Origin of the sequence: Bacillus sp. FJAT-45037, assembly GCF_002797325.1 — a bacterium.
GTDB lineage: Bacteria > Bacillota > Bacilli > Bacillales > Bacillaceae_D > Alkalihalophilus.
Map to the genome: position 1 here is coordinate 1,467,645 of NZ_KZ454938.1, position 17,017 is coordinate 1,484,661.

General features: G+C 38.2%; 21 protein-coding genes, 1 pseudogene and 1 riboswitch. Of the genes and pseudogenes, 7 read left to right on the forward strand and 15 right to left on the reverse strand.

Annotated elements, in window-relative coordinates:
- Positions 1-149: 149 nt before the first annotated feature.
- Positions 150-428: a hypothetical protein gene (locus tag CDZ88_RS07435; protein WP_100372935.1), complete on the reverse strand. Its 279-nt coding sequence runs from the start codon at positions 426-428 to the stop codon at positions 150-152.
- Positions 429-538: 110 nt separating this feature from the next.
- Positions 539-1,180 carry a nitroreductase family protein gene (locus tag CDZ88_RS07440; RefSeq protein ID WP_100372936.1) on the reverse strand — a complete coding sequence of 214 codons (642 nt, stop codon included), beginning with the start codon at positions 1,178-1,180 and terminating at the stop codon, positions 539-541.
- 451 nt (positions 1,181-1,631) lie between these two features.
- On the opposite strand from CDZ88_RS07440, the gene CDZ88_RS07445 reads away from it, so the two are divergent.
- Positions 1,632-1,856 carry a PWWP domain-containing protein gene (locus tag CDZ88_RS07445; RefSeq protein WP_100372937.1) on the forward strand — a complete coding sequence of 75 codons (225 nt, stop codon included), beginning with the start codon at positions 1,632-1,634 and terminating at the stop codon, positions 1,854-1,856.
- A 29-nt stretch (positions 1,857-1,885) separates the two neighbouring features.
- Here CDZ88_RS07445 and CDZ88_RS07450 read toward each other — a convergent pair whose 3' ends face one another.
- On the reverse strand, positions 1,886-2,869 hold the full coding sequence (locus CDZ88_RS07450) for a class I SAM-dependent methyltransferase (protein WP_100372938.1): 984 nt from the start codon (positions 2,867-2,869) through the stop codon (positions 1,886-1,888).
- Between the two features lie 5 nt (positions 2,870-2,874).
- Positions 2,875-4,179, reverse strand: coding sequence for an FAD-dependent oxidoreductase (locus CDZ88_RS07455; protein WP_100372939.1), 1,305 nt, complete (start codon positions 4,177-4,179; stop codon positions 2,875-2,877).
- A gap of 173 nt (positions 4,180-4,352) precedes the next feature.
- On the opposite strand from CDZ88_RS07455, the gene CDZ88_RS07460 reads away from it, so the two are divergent.
- Complete coding sequence (locus CDZ88_RS07460; protein WP_100372940.1) at positions 4,353-4,964, forward strand: lytic transglycosylase domain-containing protein; 612 nt, start codon at positions 4,353-4,355, stop codon at positions 4,962-4,964.
- 48 nt (positions 4,965-5,012) lie between these two features.
- Here the strand turns inward: CDZ88_RS07460 and CDZ88_RS07465 are convergent, their stop codons facing one another.
- Positions 5,013-5,738, reverse strand: coding sequence for a YusW family protein (locus CDZ88_RS07465; protein ID WP_100372941.1), 726 nt, complete (start codon positions 5,736-5,738; stop codon positions 5,013-5,015).
- A 118-nt stretch (positions 5,739-5,856) separates the two neighbouring features.
- Here CDZ88_RS07465 and CDZ88_RS07470 point away from each other — a divergent pair, with 118 nt between their 5' ends.
- On the forward strand, positions 5,857-6,369 hold the full coding sequence (locus tag CDZ88_RS07470; RefSeq protein WP_100372942.1) for an MntP/YtaF family protein: 513 nt from the start codon (positions 5,857-5,859) through the stop codon (positions 6,367-6,369).
- Positions 6,370-6,432: 63 nt separating this feature from the next.
- Here CDZ88_RS07470 and CDZ88_RS07475 read toward each other — a convergent pair.
- A pseudogene (locus CDZ88_RS07475) lies at positions 6,433-6,588 on the reverse strand (preQ(1) synthase); the annotation flags it as partial.
- Positions 6,589-6,691: 103 nt separating this feature from the next.
- Between CDZ88_RS07475 and CDZ88_RS07480 the strand changes: the two are divergent.
- Complete coding sequence (locus tag CDZ88_RS07480; RefSeq protein WP_100372943.1) at positions 6,692-7,864, forward strand: ATP-grasp domain-containing protein; 1,173 nt, start codon at positions 6,692-6,694, stop codon at positions 7,862-7,864.
- Between the two features lies 1 nt (position 7,865).
- Positions 7,866-8,615 (forward strand): esterase family protein, encoded by a 750-nt coding sequence (locus tag CDZ88_RS07485; protein WP_100372944.1) that lies wholly within the window; start codon positions 7,866-7,868, stop codon positions 8,613-8,615.
- 264 nt (positions 8,616-8,879) lie between these two features.
- On the opposite strand, the gene queF is transcribed toward CDZ88_RS07485, so the two are convergent.
- From queF to queC, 4 genes are read right to left on the reverse strand one after another with little or no spacing between them, the layout of a single operon-like run.
- Positions 8,880-9,377: a preQ(1) synthase gene (gene queF / locus CDZ88_RS07490; protein WP_100372945.1), complete on the reverse strand. Its 498-nt coding sequence runs from the start codon at positions 9,375-9,377 to the stop codon at positions 8,880-8,882.
- Positions 9,378-9,391: 14 nt separating this feature from the next.
- The gene (queE, locus tag CDZ88_RS07495; protein WP_100372946.1) at positions 9,392-10,102 is read right to left on the reverse strand and encodes a 7-carboxy-7-deazaguanine synthase QueE; all 711 of its coding nucleotides are present in this window, start codon (positions 10,100-10,102) and stop codon (positions 9,392-9,394) included.
- Positions 10,099-10,524 carry a 6-carboxytetrahydropterin synthase QueD gene (queD, locus tag CDZ88_RS07500; RefSeq protein ID WP_100372947.1) on the reverse strand — a complete coding sequence of 142 codons (426 nt, stop codon included), beginning with the start codon at positions 10,522-10,524 and terminating at the stop codon, positions 10,099-10,101. The genes queE and queD overlap by 4 nt, the downstream gene beginning before the upstream one ends.
- Positions 10,521-11,192 (reverse strand): 7-cyano-7-deazaguanine synthase QueC, encoded by a 672-nt coding sequence (gene queC / locus CDZ88_RS07505; protein ID WP_100372948.1) that lies wholly within the window; start codon positions 11,190-11,192, stop codon positions 10,521-10,523. Before queC ends, queD begins: the two co-directional genes overlap by 4 nt.
- Positions 11,193-11,382: 190 nt before the next feature.
- Positions 11,383-11,426, reverse strand: a riboswitch (PreQ1 riboswitch).
- 148 nt (positions 11,427-11,574) lie between these two features.
- Here queC and CDZ88_RS07510 point away from each other — a divergent pair.
- Entirely contained in the window at positions 11,575-12,807 is a 1,233-nt protein-coding gene (locus CDZ88_RS07510; RefSeq protein WP_100372949.1) for an aminopeptidase, read from the forward strand.
- Between the two features lie 76 nt (positions 12,808-12,883).
- Here the strand turns inward: CDZ88_RS07510 and CDZ88_RS07515 are convergent, their stop codons facing one another.
- The 4 genes from CDZ88_RS07515 to CDZ88_RS07530 form a co-directional block, all read right to left on the reverse strand.
- Positions 12,884-13,306: a DUF948 domain-containing protein gene (locus CDZ88_RS07515; RefSeq protein WP_100372950.1), complete on the reverse strand. Its 423-nt coding sequence runs from the start codon at positions 13,304-13,306 to the stop codon at positions 12,884-12,886.
- Positions 13,307-13,336: 30 nt separating this feature from the next.
- Positions 13,337-13,678 (reverse strand): DUF5665 domain-containing protein, encoded by a 342-nt coding sequence (locus CDZ88_RS07520; RefSeq protein ID WP_100372951.1) that lies wholly within the window; start codon positions 13,676-13,678, stop codon positions 13,337-13,339.
- Positions 13,679-13,795: 117 nt separating this feature from the next.
- The gene (locus CDZ88_RS07525; protein WP_100372952.1) at positions 13,796-14,692 is read right to left on the reverse strand and encodes a cation diffusion facilitator family transporter; all 897 of its coding nucleotides are present in this window, start codon (positions 14,690-14,692) and stop codon (positions 13,796-13,798) included.
- A gap of 64 nt (positions 14,693-14,756) precedes the next feature.
- Positions 14,757-15,341, reverse strand: coding sequence for a TetR/AcrR family transcriptional regulator (locus tag CDZ88_RS07530; protein WP_100372953.1), 585 nt, complete (start codon positions 15,339-15,341; stop codon positions 14,757-14,759).
- A gap of 133 nt (positions 15,342-15,474) precedes the next feature.
- On the opposite strand from CDZ88_RS07530, the gene CDZ88_RS07535 reads away from it, so the two are divergent.
- Positions 15,475-15,720 (forward strand): DNA alkylation repair protein, encoded by a 246-nt coding sequence (locus CDZ88_RS07535; RefSeq protein WP_100372954.1) that lies wholly within the window; start codon positions 15,475-15,477, stop codon positions 15,718-15,720.
- Positions 15,721-15,771: 51 nt separating this feature from the next.
- On the opposite strand, the gene CDZ88_RS07540 is transcribed toward CDZ88_RS07535, so the two are convergent.
- Positions 15,772-16,944 carry an alpha/beta hydrolase gene (locus tag CDZ88_RS07540; RefSeq protein ID WP_100372955.1) on the reverse strand — a complete coding sequence of 391 codons (1,173 nt, stop codon included), beginning with the start codon at positions 16,942-16,944 and terminating at the stop codon, positions 15,772-15,774.
- Positions 16,945-17,017 lie beyond the last annotated feature (73 nt).

The following is a 17,017-nucleotide window of genomic DNA, read 5'->3' on the forward strand; positions in this document are numbered from 1 at the left end:
ACCTCAATGAATATCGAATTGCCTTATTATTATGGTGGTAGATCATAAAATCTATTCATTTAAACACAAAAAAACTAAATCAATACTCGATTTAGCCTTTTCCATTTATTGTGTTACGAAATATAATTCCCTGTTTATTTTTCCGTTAACTACCTATTATCTACAAACCATTTTTTTAACTGTTCTTTTTCCGTTTCAGTGAATTGGAACAGCGGAGAGTCGCAGCCTTCTTCTCTTAAGATGACCTGTAACACATCACCATCTTGGTTTGTGATTAATAGTGCTTCAGGATCAATAAGATCATTCGGAATCCCTTCGCCACCAAACGAAAGAATGTGATGATCCCAGTTTTGTAAGCTGTAGGTCTCAACCAACTTTAGCGTCGTGAATGTTGTCTCTGTATACCGTTCAAACGTTAAATCAATCATCTGTCTAAACCTCTCTTATTTAAGTTTATGCTCATTTTATTTTATCACGTATGACCCTTTGATTAAATCAAAAAAGAGTACAGCGAATTGGCTGCACTCTTTATAATCAATTAGAACGAGTTACGGATTATAACTTCTTCTAACGGTTTTCTTGCAGAACGGTGAGCCGGTGTTGCTGCTTTACCAATTGGTAATAACATCACTGGTGTGAATCGATTTGGCACATTGAATGCTTTCACAAAACTGTCACGGTTAAATCCACCCATCGGAACTGTATCATAGCCTTTTGCCTTAGCGGCTAGCATCAGTTGCATCGCTGCTAGTGACGCATTTAAAAATGCCTCGTCACGAGGATATGTTGTGTCACCTTCGTATGCTTTTTCGATTTGACCAACAAGTGTATCCTTAATTTGTTCGGTCATAAAGCCATTCTCCACCGCAGCCGCATAGACACCCTCTGCTTCTTTACTTGCTTCTAAGTCCCCTAAAATGACAACCACAGCAGAGCAGTCTACAATTTGTTTTTGGTTATAGGCAATCGGCAATAATTCCTCTTTTTTCTTTTGATCGTCTATGACCAAAAAACGCCAATGCTGTAAGTTCCACGATGACGGAGCCATTGCTGCTGTCTCGAGCATCTGATTAAGCTCTTCTACTGGAATTTCAACACCAGGTTCATACTTTCGAACCGAGTGACGTTCTTCTATCGTTTGAAATAAACCTAGATCATCTTGGTGTGTGATACCATGCATGTAAAACTCTCCTTTTTATTGCTATTCTGTATTCTATATTAGCGAAACGAAAAGAATATTGTAAACTGATATGCTCAACTCCGAGCACGATTGAGGCTTAAGGCCTGTTGGATTTTTACTGATGTTGTTGCTGTGATTGTTTAACACACAAAAAAGTAACGACTTATAACTATTAACCGTCTGTATAATATATTCTCACAATAAGCCTCGTGGAACGGCAAAGAAGACGTTCTCAGCCCAGCTCCTTTATAGAGTACTCCAACACTAATAAAGACATGCAACTTGTGAGCCTATCCCTAAAGTACTCCACATGAAGTTCATCTACAACTAATTCATCCTTCGTATCAGCCCTTTACTTTTGTTGTATTTCATGTAAAAGGTCACCATACGAGTAAAATACCTTTTTGGTGGAAATGTTAATTGTAAGAACAATCATTAGGGAGTGATCTTGTTGGAATTTTCACTAAAAAGCCATGAATGCCATGATCCATGCTCGGTTACTGTCGATCCTGAAAATGGCATTTATACGATCAAAACATTTGATACAAGTGGCAGGCAATTTAATGAGCCAATGGAACTTATTGCTTGGATCAAAAAGAACTGGGAACCTAGTCAATTTGAACATCCTGAACAATACCAACAATTATTATCTTCCATTCATCATGAATTAACGTAAAAAAGCTTAGCCGTTGCTAAGCTTATACGTTACTTTTTAAACACCATCATATACCAACCGCCCTCTTTAATTACAGCTACTGTTTTCTTATGTTTGAGTCCAGCTTTTTTTGCATACGTTTTTAACTCTTTTTCCGTCGGTACAGGGTACATATTATCATGAGCTGACATAAAACTATTAAAAGCTGATGCAAAGGCTTGACCATGTTTAGACTGGACAAGTGGAGAAATCACGACTAAATTACCTTTTTTACCAATAATTTCACTTGATTTGTGAAATAATTTTGCTCGGTCGTCTTCAGGGAAATAATACAGTAAATTGTTCATCATAACTAGATCAAACGAATCTTCTGTCTCATATTGTTTGATATCTCCTTGAATGACTTCGATACCAGTATCTTCTGAGTCTTCTTTTGCCTTGGCTGCAACACCTTCGTCAGCTTCAAGACCCACGAGCTTAATGCGTTTGTTTTTAGCTTTAAGTCGAGTTAAGTACCCCCCATAGCCACAACCAATATCGAAAACGGATTTTGCACGGGATTTTTTTACAACATCATACACTTTTGGAAAAGCAATCGTTTCTAGAAGGGCTGATGTTTGTGCTACTGTGTCCCCAATGTCCTCTTCTAATAAATTCACTTCTTGACCTTGCATGCGTTGACGGTATGAAAGCATTGTAGGGATATGTAACTCCATCATTTCTTTAATTAATATTCCAACAGACGTATGACTGTCTTTTGAAATATATTTTAATAACCCACGCTTAGGTTTAATAATCCCTTTTCGACTTTGTTTAAGATGACCTAAGACAATTCCTACATCAACCCAACGTTGAAGTAGGTGTTCATCTAACTGATGATCCTTGGCTACATCTTGGACGGTTTCCCCTTTTTTGAAATGAGTAAATAAGTCTAAACTATAGCCAAGATGAGCATGCCATGTCGGTAAAAATGGTTCATTGCGTTTCATCCATTTTCTGGCATTCCATAATTTTCTATATTCTGTAACTTGCATGCTTTTCACCTCAGTTTTTTGTATCGCCACGGATAATCATCTTCTTTAGAAAATACATGACGTTTCATTTCTGCTTCTGATACGTGTCGACTAGCTAGGTTAAGAGCTGAGAAAGCATCATTAAGCCCAAATTTCCACAAACCAAGTCCTGATATATTAAGCATTTGTTTATCATGAAGTCGTTTATTTTCAGCAAGCTTACGAATGGCTAGGATCCGCGCTTTTTGTGCATTCTTTCCTTTCATATTGTAGATCCGTGCTGATTGATGACTTAGCCAAGATAGGTACTTCACTCGATCTGCTCTCACTTTTTCAAACCAGTGTAGCAATCGATAGTCGTGTTGACACTTTTGTTCATACATCCATCCAATCAAATCACCGAGCGCATCTGCATCTTGAATGGCCAAGTTCATGCCCTCACCAGCCATTGGATGCACACTATGTGCGGCGTCTCCGATAATGACGACATTATGATCAACATAATGCGTTAAGTTATGACGTACAGGAATCATCAATTGTATCTCTTTCCATGATGTGATCTGGTCCACAAACCCTCTTAACTCGGGTTTTAAAGTTGTATAGGCTTCATAAAAGCTCTCCAACCCTTGTTCCTTCATGGTTTTATGCTCATCTTCGCGGATAAGTAACACCGAGCGAACTTGCTGATCTGGTAACGGAAATAACCCCAAAAAACGTTCATGTGTTCCGATCATCTCCCCGTGTTCTAATGATCTCGGCGAGGGGATTGTAACTGTGAGGAATTGATGAGAATACGTATGTTGATGTAATGAAATATTTGTTGACTTACGAACTTTTGATCCTCTTCCTTCTGCTCCAACAATAATATTGGCTTCAATTTTCATTTTTTCGGTACCTTGTTTAATCAATACTTCATTAGGCCCTACCTTCTTTAAGAAAGTAGCTGGATGTAGAAAATGAAAATGCGGATACTTACTTGCTTCTTCGAGTAATTTTTCTTTCAACGTGTTATGAGGAATCATTGCGGCTGAGTTCATCTCGATAGGCAGTCGCTCATAATCCATGACAACCTCAAGTAAAGGATTTCTTTTCTCGTCTAATTCTTTTGTGATGATTTTTTGCAAAGGTCTTAGATCGTCTTTAAGGCTAGAGGCAATACCTAATTCATGGAACAGAGAAAGGGTTTTAGGTTGGAGTAATTCACCTTTGTAAATATTACCCATCCCTTTAATACGTTCAACGACCGTAACAGAAACTCCTTCTTTAACGAGCTTTAAAGCCAGACTAAGACCTGCAACACCACCGCCTGCTATGAACACTTCCGTTTTCATCGAATTCACCACCTGCTTGCCTTTCTATTCCCATAATCACCCTATTTAAAACAAAAACAAGTTGAAAGAATTCTTTTATGGGAAGTTATCAAAAGTCATTCCTGTAAATAGCTTTTCCGTTTATAATAAAAGCATGAATGTATGAATGGCATAGCTGAGAAGGATGACGTAAATTGCGCAAATTTTTACTATTTTTATTATTTGGTTTGTTTATAATCGTCGGTGTTGGGATATGGGCGTTTGAGGAGAATGATCAAGTTCGCCAACTAACGTATAAAACGATCATTGCTGAAAATCACATCCCAGAAAAATATGTTTCGATATATCAGGAGGCGGCTGATGAATATGATGTTCCGTGGGAATTACTAGCATCAGTTCATAGAGTAGAGACAATCTTCTCGACGATGGACCCGCTCGAAAGTCCAGTAGGTGCTATTGGTCATTTTCAATTTATGCCAAGAACTTGGGTCGGTTGGAGTTACCCTGGCGGTGATCTCGGGCAAATTGATGAAGAGATTGACATTACAGACCTCACGCTGATCGAGGAGCATAGTGGGTACGGGGTTGATGCAACCGGTAATGGACAAGCTGACCCTTTTGATATGTACGACGCCGCTTTTTCTGCAGCACGTTATTTGGCCGACCATGGTGCAAGTAATGGCGACTACGAAAAAGCTCTGTTCGCCTACAATCATAGTAACGACTATGTAGAGAAGGTCATGAATTTTTTCGACGTTTACAATGAAGATTATGAATTAGTGACACTTCCGCTTGCTAAAAATTAAGTCAATGAACGATAAAAAACAAGCCCGAGATTAAACCCAGGCTTGTTTTTATCGTTCATATTCAAGTTCTGTATCATCATTAAATTCAATCTCTAGTTCTATTTCTTTAATGTGTTCAGGATTTACATCAATGAGCGCCAGCAATTTATTGATGTCTTCATCCGAGATTTGATGATCTACGATATAAATGTAACTCAGTAATGCCTCAACCACAGCTACTGCTTCTTTTCCTTTTTCTTCGTTTTTCTTACCCTTACCTCTAGTATCTTTTATTTTCGCTTTCGGCTTATCTTTCTTTGACTCATATTCAATTTCTAACTTTCCTTTATAATCATCTTTAAATTCAATCTCTAGTTCAAACTCACGGACCCCACGCTGCAGGAGGTTCAATGGTTGATCGTTGGTCGCGCTTGTATCTTCTGTGAATGATTCGTTACCCGGCGCTAGGGCGTCCACTTCTTCATTGTCCTTCTCATTTAGTGGCTCTTCTCTTTTCTCTTTTTGTAGATCTTCCTCTGGTTTTTCAAGATTCTCATTTGTTATGTTCTCTACGGCCTTTGCTTCATTTGATTGATTACTACTTTCATTTTCATTGCCACTCTCGATTGCAAACTGATTTGCCACAATCGCCTCTTCCATTTTTGTAATTACGGAATCCGTTGTTTCACTCGACTCCGTTTCAACTTCTGACGTATCATTTGATTCATCAGAGACATTGCAGCCTACAAGTAAACCAACGACCAATGCAAATGAAATGGTTATTTTACGGTTCAATTTTTTCACCTCTTTAGATATGTACAGATATCGTAGTCACTTTACCACAGTTGCTAGTCTTATTCTAGAGGATCTGATCATATAATTGGATATGTTAAAACGTGCAGGAGGGGAAGAAGTGGGGTTTCTTTTTTTACTCTTATTATCCGTTTTAGTTAGTATAGATGGGTTTGTCATCGGGTTTATGTTTGGGTTAAAACGAATTCGCATTCCCTTAATTGTCATTGCGTTGATCGCGATATTCTCTTCTTTCGTCATCTTCTTTTCAATGGGGATTGGTCGATTAATTGGAGAAATCGTTCCTTCTTCATTCATCCAAATGTTTGCTGGAATTTTAATGATTAGCGTCGGATTGTACAATCTTTTTCACGAGCTTCCGCTGTATCGGCGCTCTTTTTTCGTCATCATTGCTCTATTAATGAATGTAGATAGTGTCGGTTATGGTGTCCAAGCGGGACTTGCCGAACGTCCCTTTTGGTTTGCCCCGTTAGCAGGATTTATTTTGTTTTTCGCCTTGGTTATTGGGATTATCCGTGGATATGAAACAAGAAACCCATTTATTCTAAAATACATGACAGCCATACCTGGTGTGTTATTTATTTGTTTGGGCCTGACCAAAGTCTTGTTTTAAATTATGAGTCATCTTCGAAAAACCAAACAAGAGTGCCCTCTGTTTAAATAGGAGGCACTCTTGTTATGATCTATTATCAATCGTCACTGGATACAAGTCATGGTTCATCATGCGATAGTCTGCCATTTCCTCGAATTACGTTCCTGATTTCCCGTAATTCGTATACGGATCGATTGAAATACCACCACGCGGAGTGAATTTTTCCCATACTTCAATGTAACACTGATGTATATTTTTCTTCACGTAAGCTTTTTTCTATTACTTGCCTGCACATCAAGAATAAGGTAAATTTAGTAGAAACCTTATGAAGGAGGAACTTATAGTGAACATTATTTTCTTTTCACCCCATTTCCCTCAGAACAGTACAGATTTTTGTGTGCATTTAAGAAAAAATGGTGCAAACGTCCTTGGGATTGGGGACACTCCTTTTGATCACCTTTCTACCAAACTACAAAATACATTGACAGATTATATTCAAATTCCTCAATTGGAAAACTATGAGGACGTATTTAAGAGTGTTGGTTTCTTTATTTATAAATATGGAAAAATAGATCGTTTTGAATCCTTAAATGACTATTGGCTTGAGCTTGAAGCAAAAATACGAACCGATTTTAATATTTATGGAACAAAACTCGATACCGTCTATGAGGTTATTCACAAATCAAAAATGAAAATGTTTTTCGACCAGTGTGATATTTCGAAGATTAGAAGTGTAAAAGAAATTAGTTTAGAAAAAGTCGAGAAATTTGTACAAGAGGTTGGTTATCCGATTGTCATTAAACCTGATCATGGATCTGGTGCAAGCATGACGTCGAAAATAGTGAATCATGATGAACTAGTCCAGTTTTTCAATCACAAAAGGGATTCTAGCGCTTTTATTGCAGAAGAATTTATCGATGGACATATTTTCACCTATGATGGATTAGTCGATCGAGAAGGAAAGGTTCTTTTTGAAGCGTCACACTTTTTTGATCAAAACATTATGACTGTGGTAAATTCCGATGATCACTTACACTATTATTGTTTAAAGGAGATCCCAGCAAATGTGCGACAAGCCGGGCAAAGTATTTTAAAAACATTTGGAATTAAAGAACGATTTTTTCACATCGAATTATTCGAATCCTTAAAAAACGGCAAACTATACGGATTAGAAGTAAACATGCGCCCCCCAGGTGCATGGATGACAGATTCGATCAATTACACTTATGATATTGATATTTACCAAGAGTGGGCAAATTTAGTTGTACTCAACCAAGTAGACTGCAATCGAGAAGGTAAATATTATACCGCTTATGCTAGTCGAAAAAATCATAAAAATTATGCGTACAGTCACGATGATATTCTTCATTCTTATTCACCTCAATTGGTTCACCATAATCGTATTGAAGATGTTTTTAGTCAGGCTATGGGAAATTATGCGTACCAATTTAGAGCTGGAACATTTGATCAGGTAGAAGCAATTGTTGCTTTTGTGCAGGAGGAAAAGAGGGGTTAACATGCAGGTTACATACCATAAGGAGTACAGCCAAGCTTTGCAAAGGGAAATGGAATATAAAGTATACGGGCACAGCGGAAAGCCTGTCCTAGCCTTCCCTACGTCTCGTGGTAGATTTTTTCAATTTGAAGATAATGGAATGATAGAAGTCCTAAGTGACTTTATTACTGAAGGTAAGATCCAGCTTTGGGCATGTGATGGAATTGATGAAGAGACTTTTTTTTCAAAAGATCCTGATATATACGCCCGCATGAATCGTCAAAATCAATACGATGAATATATTTCAAACGAACTTATTCCTTCTATTTTAAATGAGAGCAAGTGGAACAACCATGGAGATGATCAAAAACTATGGCTCACAGGATGCTCAATGGGGGCTTTCCATAGTGCGAATATTTATTTTCGACACCCTCATCATATCGATGGTTTACTTGCATTAAGTGGAGTTTATTCAACAAAATACTTTTTTGGGGAAGAAATGAATGAAGAAATTTATTTACATTCTCCCCTTCATTATTTACGAGAGCTGAACGATGAAAGCTACTTGGAGGCTTTTCGAAATACTCGTCTTGTCATCTGTACGGGTCAGGGTGCATTTGAGGATGAAATGATTGTAGATACGCATGAATTAAAGCAAGTTTTGGAACAGAAATCCATCCCTGCACGCATTGATTTCTGGGGATATGATGCAAATCATGATTGGGATTGGTGGAGGAAGCAGCTGAGGTATTATGTTAGTGAGTGGATGTAAGGACAAGTAAAACCAACCTTTCGTATACGAAGTTGTTGATTAGAGCTGCATGCGCTCGCTTTCCGTGGGCGGGGGCATAACTTAGTTAATTTTAAAATGAATGCCCTCACGAACAAAAATTTCGTGAGGGCATTGTTTGTATAGAATCATTTTCCCTTTTTGAATAACCAGTAAAATAATTAACAGCACCCATTTTAGTGGCTTTTCACAGTTTTGTCCCAACCTTTTTTTGATACTATCTTTTATTTACTAGGGATTAATATTCTACCGATTATCAATCGTCTCTGGATACAAGTCATGGTTCATCATGCGATAGTCTGCCATTTTCTCGAATTTCGTCCCTGGCTTCCCGTAGTTCGTATACGGATCAATTGAAATACCACCACGTGGGGTGAATTTCCCCCATACTTCAATGTAACGTGGGTCCATTAACTCAATTAGATCATTCATGATGATGTTCATGCAATCTTCATGAAAGTCACCATGGTTACGGAAGCTAAATAAATAAAGTTTCAGTGATTTACTCTCAACCATCTTTTCACCTGGAATATAACTAATATAAATCGTCGCAAAATCTGGTTGCCCTGTTTGCGGACAAAGCGAAGTAAATTCTGGGCAGTTAAATTTAACAAAGTAATCTCTGTTTGGATGTTTGTTATCAAACACTTCTAATATTTTGGGATTATAGGCAAAGTCATACGTTGTTCCTTGGTTTCCTAAAAGGGTAACCCCTTCTAGTTCTTCTTCTTTACGACCACTCATTCTAGATCCTCCTTTTACACTCCGCGCTTGTTTCCCCATACAAGTGTATGAAGCTGCGGCAGTACTTTTGCATCATTTAATTTTGGTGATTCTGTCACCTGATCAATTAACCATTCATACCGTTCAAGTAAGTGCGAAACTAGTGATGAATCTTCATTTTCAGATACCTCGTCATTTCCAACTTGTAAGAAGAACGGAACTTGAGGATATCTTTCATGGACTTGCTCTGCGTATAGTAGGTCTTGTTCGTTAAAGATCACAACTTTTATGCTTATGTTACGATCTTGTAATTGTTGAATGTAGTCATCTAGTTTCTTAAAGTCCGTTTTCATTTTCGAGCTTGGAGGCTTTGGAGAAATCGTTACATCATCGACCTCTAACATCCATTCTTGCCAAATCGATCCTTGCGTCTCAACAGCCGTTTTTATACCTTGTTCATTTAAACGAGTAATTAAGCCTGCAATCCCTTGATGAATCGCTGGATTCCCGCCAGAAATGGTTACATGAGAAAATCGGTCTCCCCCGATTTCTTGCAACTGCGTCACGATTTCTTCAGGTGTCATTAAGGTATTCTTCCCTGTTCCATCCCAAGTAAAGCTAGAATCACACCATGCACAGGAATAATCACAGCCACCTGTGCGAACAAACATTGTCTTCTGTCCAATCACCATTCCCTCACCTTGAATGGTTGGTCCGAAAACTTCCATCACTGGAATCTTCTTCACGATAGATCCTCCTGCTTCGGACGATAGACGACGTAACTTGTTGGCGTTTCACGGACGACAACTTGTAAACACTTCGGTTGATTTGCCAGTTGACTTAGGTGAGTTTGGATTGATGTCCAAATTTGTTCGGCAACGACTTCTGTTGTTGGGTTAAGACCTTTATACTCTGCATGATCATTTAAAAGCGTATGATCATACCGTTTATGGATTAACGTTTTTATATCTTTGAAATTAATTAAAAAGCCTGTCTCATCAAGAATATCTCCAGCAATGGTTACATTAATAAAATAGGTATGACCGTGCATATTTTGACAAGCGCCCGCGTTCTCATCATTGATAAAATGAGCTGCTGCAAGATGCATGTCTTTATTTAATTCAAATCGATAACTATGCGGTACTTGTGGGTAGAATTGTTGAATCATCCTTGTTCACCTACCTGTGCTTTTGTCGATAAGTAATCATCTAATCCTTTTTTACGCAAGACACATGAAGGACATTCTCCACATCCGTCTCCGATGATCCCGTTATAACATGTGAGCGTTTTTTCACGAACATATGAGAGGACACCTAGACGATCAGCCAATTCCCAAGTTTGTTCTTTATTTAACCACATTAATGGAGTGTGAATAACAAATTGCTCATCCATTGATAAATTCAATGTAACATTTAATGATTTCACAAAAATATCTCGACAATCAGGATACCCACTGAAGTCTGTTTCACATACACCGGTAATTAAGTGTCTAGCGCCAATTTGTTTAGCATAAATCGCTGCAAACGATAGGAATAATAGATTACGCCCTTCAACAAATGTAGACGGTAACTCTCCATTCTCCCCTTCAACGACGTCAATGTCAGATCGTGTGAGAGCATTTGCTGAGAGTTGATTAATAAGACCCATATCTAGCACATGAAATGATACTCCTAATTCACCTGCTATTTTTCGTGCACATTCAATTTCTTTTGAATGTCTCTGTCCATAATCAAATGTAACAGTTGCTACTTCTTTAAATTCTTTAAGTGCCCAGAATAAACATGTCGTACTATCCTGACCACCACTAAATACAACGACTGCTTTATCTTGTTTCATGACCCAAATCCCCCTTCATTTAGAAGAAGAACGAGCATTCGAAAAACTCCACGCTTACTTTACAGCTAAGCGTCGCTAAAAACATCATCACTCTATGAAAGAATGATACTGTTCCGTTCATAAGTCTTCCCAAATCGGGCACTCTAGACAGGATGAACGAAAGAAAACCGCATCCACGTATGATACTGTTTGCTTCATAGTTTTTTATAGAGGGAGTTTGCGAACCTCTTTCGCGTGTTGATGCGAAGATTTCTTCTTACTTAATTTGCGCTTATTATCTTACCATAAAAGATTGTAAAGTGCTGAACCTTTTCACATCGTCATAATGTTGGTAAAATAGTGAAGAGTACAATAATACATAGTAGAAATGAGGAATGTTAGAATGACAACGTTTCAAGAAAACCTTGAGAAATACGCAGAATTAGCTGTAAAGGTGGGTATTAATATTCAACCTGGACAAACACTTGTTGTAAGAACACCACTTACAGCTCGCGATTATGTAAGACTTGTAGCAAAAAAAGCATATGAGGCCGGAGCAAAGCATGTTCAAGTTATTTGGACAGATGAAGAAATCACTAAAACAAGATATGAACTAGCACCAGACGAAGCCTTTCACGAGTTTCCAGAGTGGCTGGCAAAAGGACATGAAGAATTAGCAGAGAACGGTGCTGCTTTCTTAAGCATCACAGGTTCTAATCCTGATCTACTAAAAGATGCAGACCCTGAGCGTGTAGCTAATGACAACAAAGCAAGTGGTAAAGCGATGTCTGGTTTCCGTTCATACATTATGGCAGATAAAATTAGCTGGTCTATTGTCGCTGTTCCTTCTGTTGAATGGGCAGAAAAAGTGTTCCCAGAAGCAAAAGGTGAAGAAGCTGTCACTAAGTTATGGGAAGCCATTTTTGCCGCAACTCGTATTCACACAGAAGACCCTGTCTCCGAGTGGAAAGCTCATCTTGCCAAATTGGATGAAAAGATGATCGCTCTAAATGAAAAGCATTATACAGCCCTTCACTACACAGCTGAAGGTACTGATTTAACAATTGAATTACCAGAAACTCATTTATGGGTAAGTGGTGGTAGTACGAATAAAGATGGCGTTGACTTTGTCGCTAATATGCCCACAGAGGAAGTGTTTACATCAGCTAAGAAGACAGGTGTAAATGGTAAAGTTAGCTCGACTAAACCTCTGAATTACGGTGGAACATTGATTGACAACTTCACCCTTACATTTAAAGATGGTAAAGTCGTTGAGTTCACGGCTGAACAAGGTGAAAAAACATTAGGTCGACTCCTCGAGTCAGATGAAGGTGCTTCTTATATCGGCGAGGTCGCTCTTGTACCTCATAAATCACCTATTTCAGACACAGACATCTTATTCTACAACACGTTATTCGATGAAAATGCCTCTAACCACCTCGCAATTGGTAGTGCTTATGCATTCTGTATTGAAGGCGGAAAAGAAATGAACAAAGAAGAACTTGAGAAAAACGGCTTAAACACAAGTAACACACATGTTGACTTCATGATCGGTTCGGCTGATATGAATATCGATGGCATTACTGAAGATGGTAAGCGTGAACCTGTCTTCCGTGATGGAAATTGGGCCTTTTAATCATAAGAGAAAAAGAGGATGCGAGTGAGTCACTCGCATCCTCTTTTCTTTATTTAAATGACTGGGTTTTGTTTTCCTAGTTTTCTCTCTTTGCTTTTTTACGCAGGTAATAAATTAGTGCCACACCGCGCACAAACCCTTTTATGTTCTTATCTTTGCTAAGGTCATCGGCTTGTCTTACAGGACTCATCTTCTTTTCGGTAAATTGAGCAAGCGTTCCTGTTAATTGATGCGTTGCTTGACCAGCATCTTCAACGATGTCAAACAGTGGATTTAGTTTAGCCACCTTATGATTAACATCCATTAACGTTTCATTCGCATTGTACAAAACCAAACTTGTTTCACTTGTAATGTTTTCAAGGCTTTTTTCTGCTTGGGCAATTGTTTTTGCTGTATTATCCAACGTCTCCGTTAATTTTTTTAATACAGGGATCAAAAACGCTATTAATACGGCAAACCCAATTGCTAATATCAATACACCTATTCCTAACCAATCCATATGTACCACCTCGTCTAATAATTTTTCTTATTAATCTCGATAACTTTCGACCACTTCTAAAAATTCGGCAACCCATTCACCTACTAAAGGCAATGAAACCATCTGTGTCAAAATAAAAATTAACACACCGATAAAAATGGCTGTACCGATTGTTAGTCCTACACCTCTGGCCAAACCTGCAAGGAGATTCACTTTAATAACTTCTTTCTTATCTGTAAAGTGATACGCCATATCTTTTAAACGTCCGTTTGTTGTCATGTCTTCTAGTTTATCAATCAACTGCTCGAACCGCTCATTCTCGTCATGACGTTTTTCATCGTAGCGATGTTTTGGAGGAAGCTTCCTCATCTCTTGTTCTTTTTTTAAGCCCACCTTCTTCACTCCCTTCTATCATCACTCGTTATCGATTCTATTTACTTATTAAGCCATTCCCCTTCAACTTTCATTTAAAACTAAACCTCGCTATGAAGATTTATTAGCGCGGTTCAATTAAGCCCATTTTCGGTCTTGTGTAAAGGAGATCGTTAGCCATAATGTATAATTTAAATCCGTAATATTTCGATCGATTTTTTCTCGAATCTGATCGTGTTCGATGACAGTTTGTGCTTTGGATTTCGCATCAAGAATAAAGTCAATTTCAATATATAACTTCTCCCCAACTTTAGAAGTTCGGGTAATCGAGTCAACAAATTTGTATTCGATTTCTGTTTGCTTAACCAAATCATTAATTTGCGACTGAATTTGAGGTGCAGGCGACATTTCAAGTACTTCTTTCACATGATCACGAATCATAACATATGGTAATTTCAGACAATACAAAGAAACGAGTAACACCATTAAAGGATCCACATACACAACAACAGCTGCATAACTAGTATAAGTGAGCAGCGTAGCAATCAAAAATCCGATTAAAACAGCTACACTTAATAGCATATCCATTAGCCATTGTTTTTTTTCAGCAACAATGAAACCTGAGGGCTTTCGTTTTTCTTGCTTAGCTAAAAAGAACCAGACGATATAACAACCTATGGTCGATAAAACGGAATAAGCTAACGCATGACTTGCGACAACGTTTCTTCCACCTGTAAATAAATCATAACTTGAAGAGATAATGGCTATTAGACAAAGCACTAGAATGACGGCATACTTTGCAATGATAATAATTGGTTCAATCACTTCTTTACCAAAAGGGAATCGTTTCTCATCTTTTTTTTGAATAAAACTCGCCCCTACTAGAGAGAGAATCGATAAAGCCACACTAATAAACGAATAGGCACCATCAAACAGGATCATTTGCGAATCAATAATAAGCCCCCACACGACACCCAAAATACCAAATAGTAGCGCACCATACACTGACAGCTTTAATAAACCTTTCTCACTCATTTTAACACCTCATCTTTTTGCATGACTGAATGTCAGTCATTTTTAGAGGACAATAAGCTAGTCGTTAGCTTATTGCCCTCTTGATAAATTCATATAAATCATGTTTATACGCTACTGTTTCCATATCACCTTTCGGTTCATCAGTTAAATAAAACGTCTCTGCTGATTGTTCAATTAGCCCGATAATAAAGCTTGCTTGATGAGCAACTGAGTCTCGTCTTGGGATTTCATTTTGACCCATAGCTTCTTCAAGTTTCTGCTCTAACCATTTATAATACGGTCTATAAATATCTTCCCAGCGTTGAAATGAGTCATAATAAGCAATACCTGAATAACAAAACTTAATGACTTCTTGATGACGGTCGGTTAATTGAAATGTTTGTTCAATCAAAACTTCTATAATTCGTTCGATTGAGTCTCCGCTTTTCACTTGTTCTTTGACTACAATTAGTTGTTCCTCTAAGATTCGCTCAGCAATGGCTGGTACAATCGCTCCTTTTGAATCGAAATATAAATAAAACGTACCTTGTGCCACACCTGCATGTTTGACGATTTGTGAGATCGACGCTTTATCAAAACCTTTTTCTTTCATTTGATCAAACGCCGCATCTAAAATTAATTGGTACTTCTTTTCTTGGTTTTTATTCATTCACGCCTCCAAAAACGACTGACTGTCATTCATTTAAGTCTAGTATATGATTCAGGTTGTGTCAACAGAACGTCAAAGCTAATCTAATGAAAAGTAAAAATAAACACATACTATATAAAAGGAGGCGTTAATCTTGAGTTCACCTTATTTATGTCCAAGTTGTAAAACCAACCGTTCACGTTTTAATTTAATTCAACAAGTAGCAACCCCCGTTAAAATGAACCCACAAGATGGTACGATTGTAGAAGAATACACCCAAAATAATTTAGAAGCTTTTCATACTCCCTACCGTGGTCCTAAATTAAAAGTTCAATGCGCGACCTGTGGACTAGTAGAAGACGAAAGAATGTTTATCAAAAGGGCAAAAACTCCCAATTAACAGTATATAAATAATTCATAGCAAGCAAAAAGCGAAGCTGGGGCTTCGCTTTTATTCTGTAAATGGCATCATTGATAGGGCATGGCGTCCTAAGAGAAAACTACCAATTGCATAGGCCTCGGCCTCTTCACGTAGCTGATGATTTTGATTGTTTCCCCCGTCAAATACATGCAAGTGATAAGGCTCATACGTTGGTTGTTGATCAAACACTTCATTTAGAAATGTCGCCGTTTGTGAAAGACCATGATTGCCTCGATACATGACTTCATAAAAAGAGATGAAGCCGTGCATGACGCCATTATAGCGCAAAGCCCTAACAGAGACACCGTGTTCGGCAAGTCTCTTCGCATAGGCTTCTCCCTCATCTCTTAATGGATCAAATTCAGCGGTTATAACAAGAGCTGGCGGGAGCTTATACAAGTGTTCTGCCTTTAACGGGGATGTATAGGGAAGAGTCCACATCGATTTTTCTGGTGTGTACGTATCTCTTGCTCGCAACATTACATTTCGAGACAATAAATAGTAACCACTATCGTAAACCCCTCTTGAATCAAACTCAATATCTTGGAATGTTGTCAATGGATATAGAAGTGCTTGTGCTGCTAGATTTGGTCCTTTTCGGTCCCTTGCCATTAAGGAAACGACAGTAGCTAGATTACCGCCAGCACTGTCTCCGACCACAGCGATCTTTGAAGCATCTCCTCCTAATTGATCTGCCTGTTCATGAGCCCATAAAAATGCATCATAGCTATCTTCAATTGCTGCTGGGAAAGGGTGTTCTGGAGCAACCCTGTACCCGACAGCGATAACAATGCTTTTCGTTCTCGCTGCAAGCGAACGAACAATGTTATCATGTGTGTTAATATCTCCGTATCCCTTCATGAATGCTCCCCCATGGTAATAAAGGATAATTGGATGATTCTCTCCTACTATGGGACGGTACATTCGAGCGGAGATTTCACTACCATCACTCACAGGAATCGAAATGTCTTCTCTCGAAAAGGTAGGACTTCCGCTTTGTGTAAAAAATTTCGGTGGTTTCATATCCGGTGTAACTAAATTATGATGAACAGCATGAAGGAGGACAGCCGTCTTAGGCGGGACTTTTCCTGCTTCTGTATATGTCCATACTTGTACAGATAACACGACAAGTAATGCAAGCATATTGAGGGTGAGCATGCTAATTAAAATACCTATTTTCACTTTCTTTAATAAGGCTAACATCCTTCATCCCCCAATCTGTCTGATTATATTGAATACTCTAGTTATTATTATATCAAAAAAACGAACGTGGAGT

What these genes read in the sequence shown, in the direction of transcription:
- CDZ88_RS07525 (WP_100372952.1), bottom strand. Translation starts at nt 14,692, where the DNA reads ATGAGTGAGAAAGGTTTATTAAAGCTGTCAGTGTATGGTGCGCTACTA.
- CDZ88_RS07540 (WP_100372955.1), bottom strand. Translation starts at nt 16,944, where the DNA reads ATGTTAGCCTTATTAAAGAAAGTGAAAATAGGTATTTTAATTAGCATG.
- CDZ88_RS07510 (WP_100372949.1), top strand. Translation starts at nt 11,575, where the DNA reads ATGACAACGTTTCAAGAAAACCTTGAGAAATACGCAGAATTAGCTGTA.
- CDZ88_RS07530 (WP_100372953.1), bottom strand. Translation starts at nt 15,341, where the DNA reads ATGAATAAAAACCAAGAAAAGAAGTACCAATTAATTTTAGATGCGGCG.
- CDZ88_RS07435 (WP_100372935.1), bottom strand. Translation starts at nt 428, where the DNA reads ATGATTGATTTAACGTTTGAACGGTATACAGAGACAACATTCACGACG.
- queF (WP_100372945.1), bottom strand. Translation starts at nt 9,377, where the DNA reads ATGAGTGGTCGTAAAGAAGAAGAACTAGAAGGGGTTACCCTTTTAGGA.
- CDZ88_RS07450 (WP_100372938.1), bottom strand. Translation starts at nt 2,869, where the DNA reads ATGCAAGTTACAGAATATAGAAAATTATGGAATGCCAGAAAATGGATG.
- CDZ88_RS07515 (WP_100372950.1), bottom strand. Translation starts at nt 13,306, where the DNA reads ATGGATTGGTTAGGAATAGGTGTATTGATATTAGCAATTGGGTTTGCC.
- queD (WP_100372947.1), bottom strand. Translation starts at nt 10,524, where the DNA reads ATGATTCAACAATTCTACCCACAAGTACCGCATAGTTATCGATTTGAA.
- CDZ88_RS07455 (WP_100372939.1), bottom strand. Translation starts at nt 4,179, where the DNA reads ATGAAAACGGAAGTGTTCATAGCAGGCGGTGGTGTTGCAGGTCTTAGT.
- CDZ88_RS07440 (WP_100372936.1), bottom strand. Translation starts at nt 1,180, where the DNA reads ATGCATGGTATCACACACCAAGATGATCTAGGTTTATTTCAAACGATA.
- queC (WP_100372948.1), bottom strand. Translation starts at nt 11,192, where the DNA reads ATGAAACAAGATAAAGCAGTCGTTGTATTTAGTGGTGGTCAGGATAGT.
- CDZ88_RS07485 (WP_100372944.1), top strand. Translation starts at nt 7,866, where the DNA reads ATGCAGGTTACATACCATAAGGAGTACAGCCAAGCTTTGCAAAGGGAA.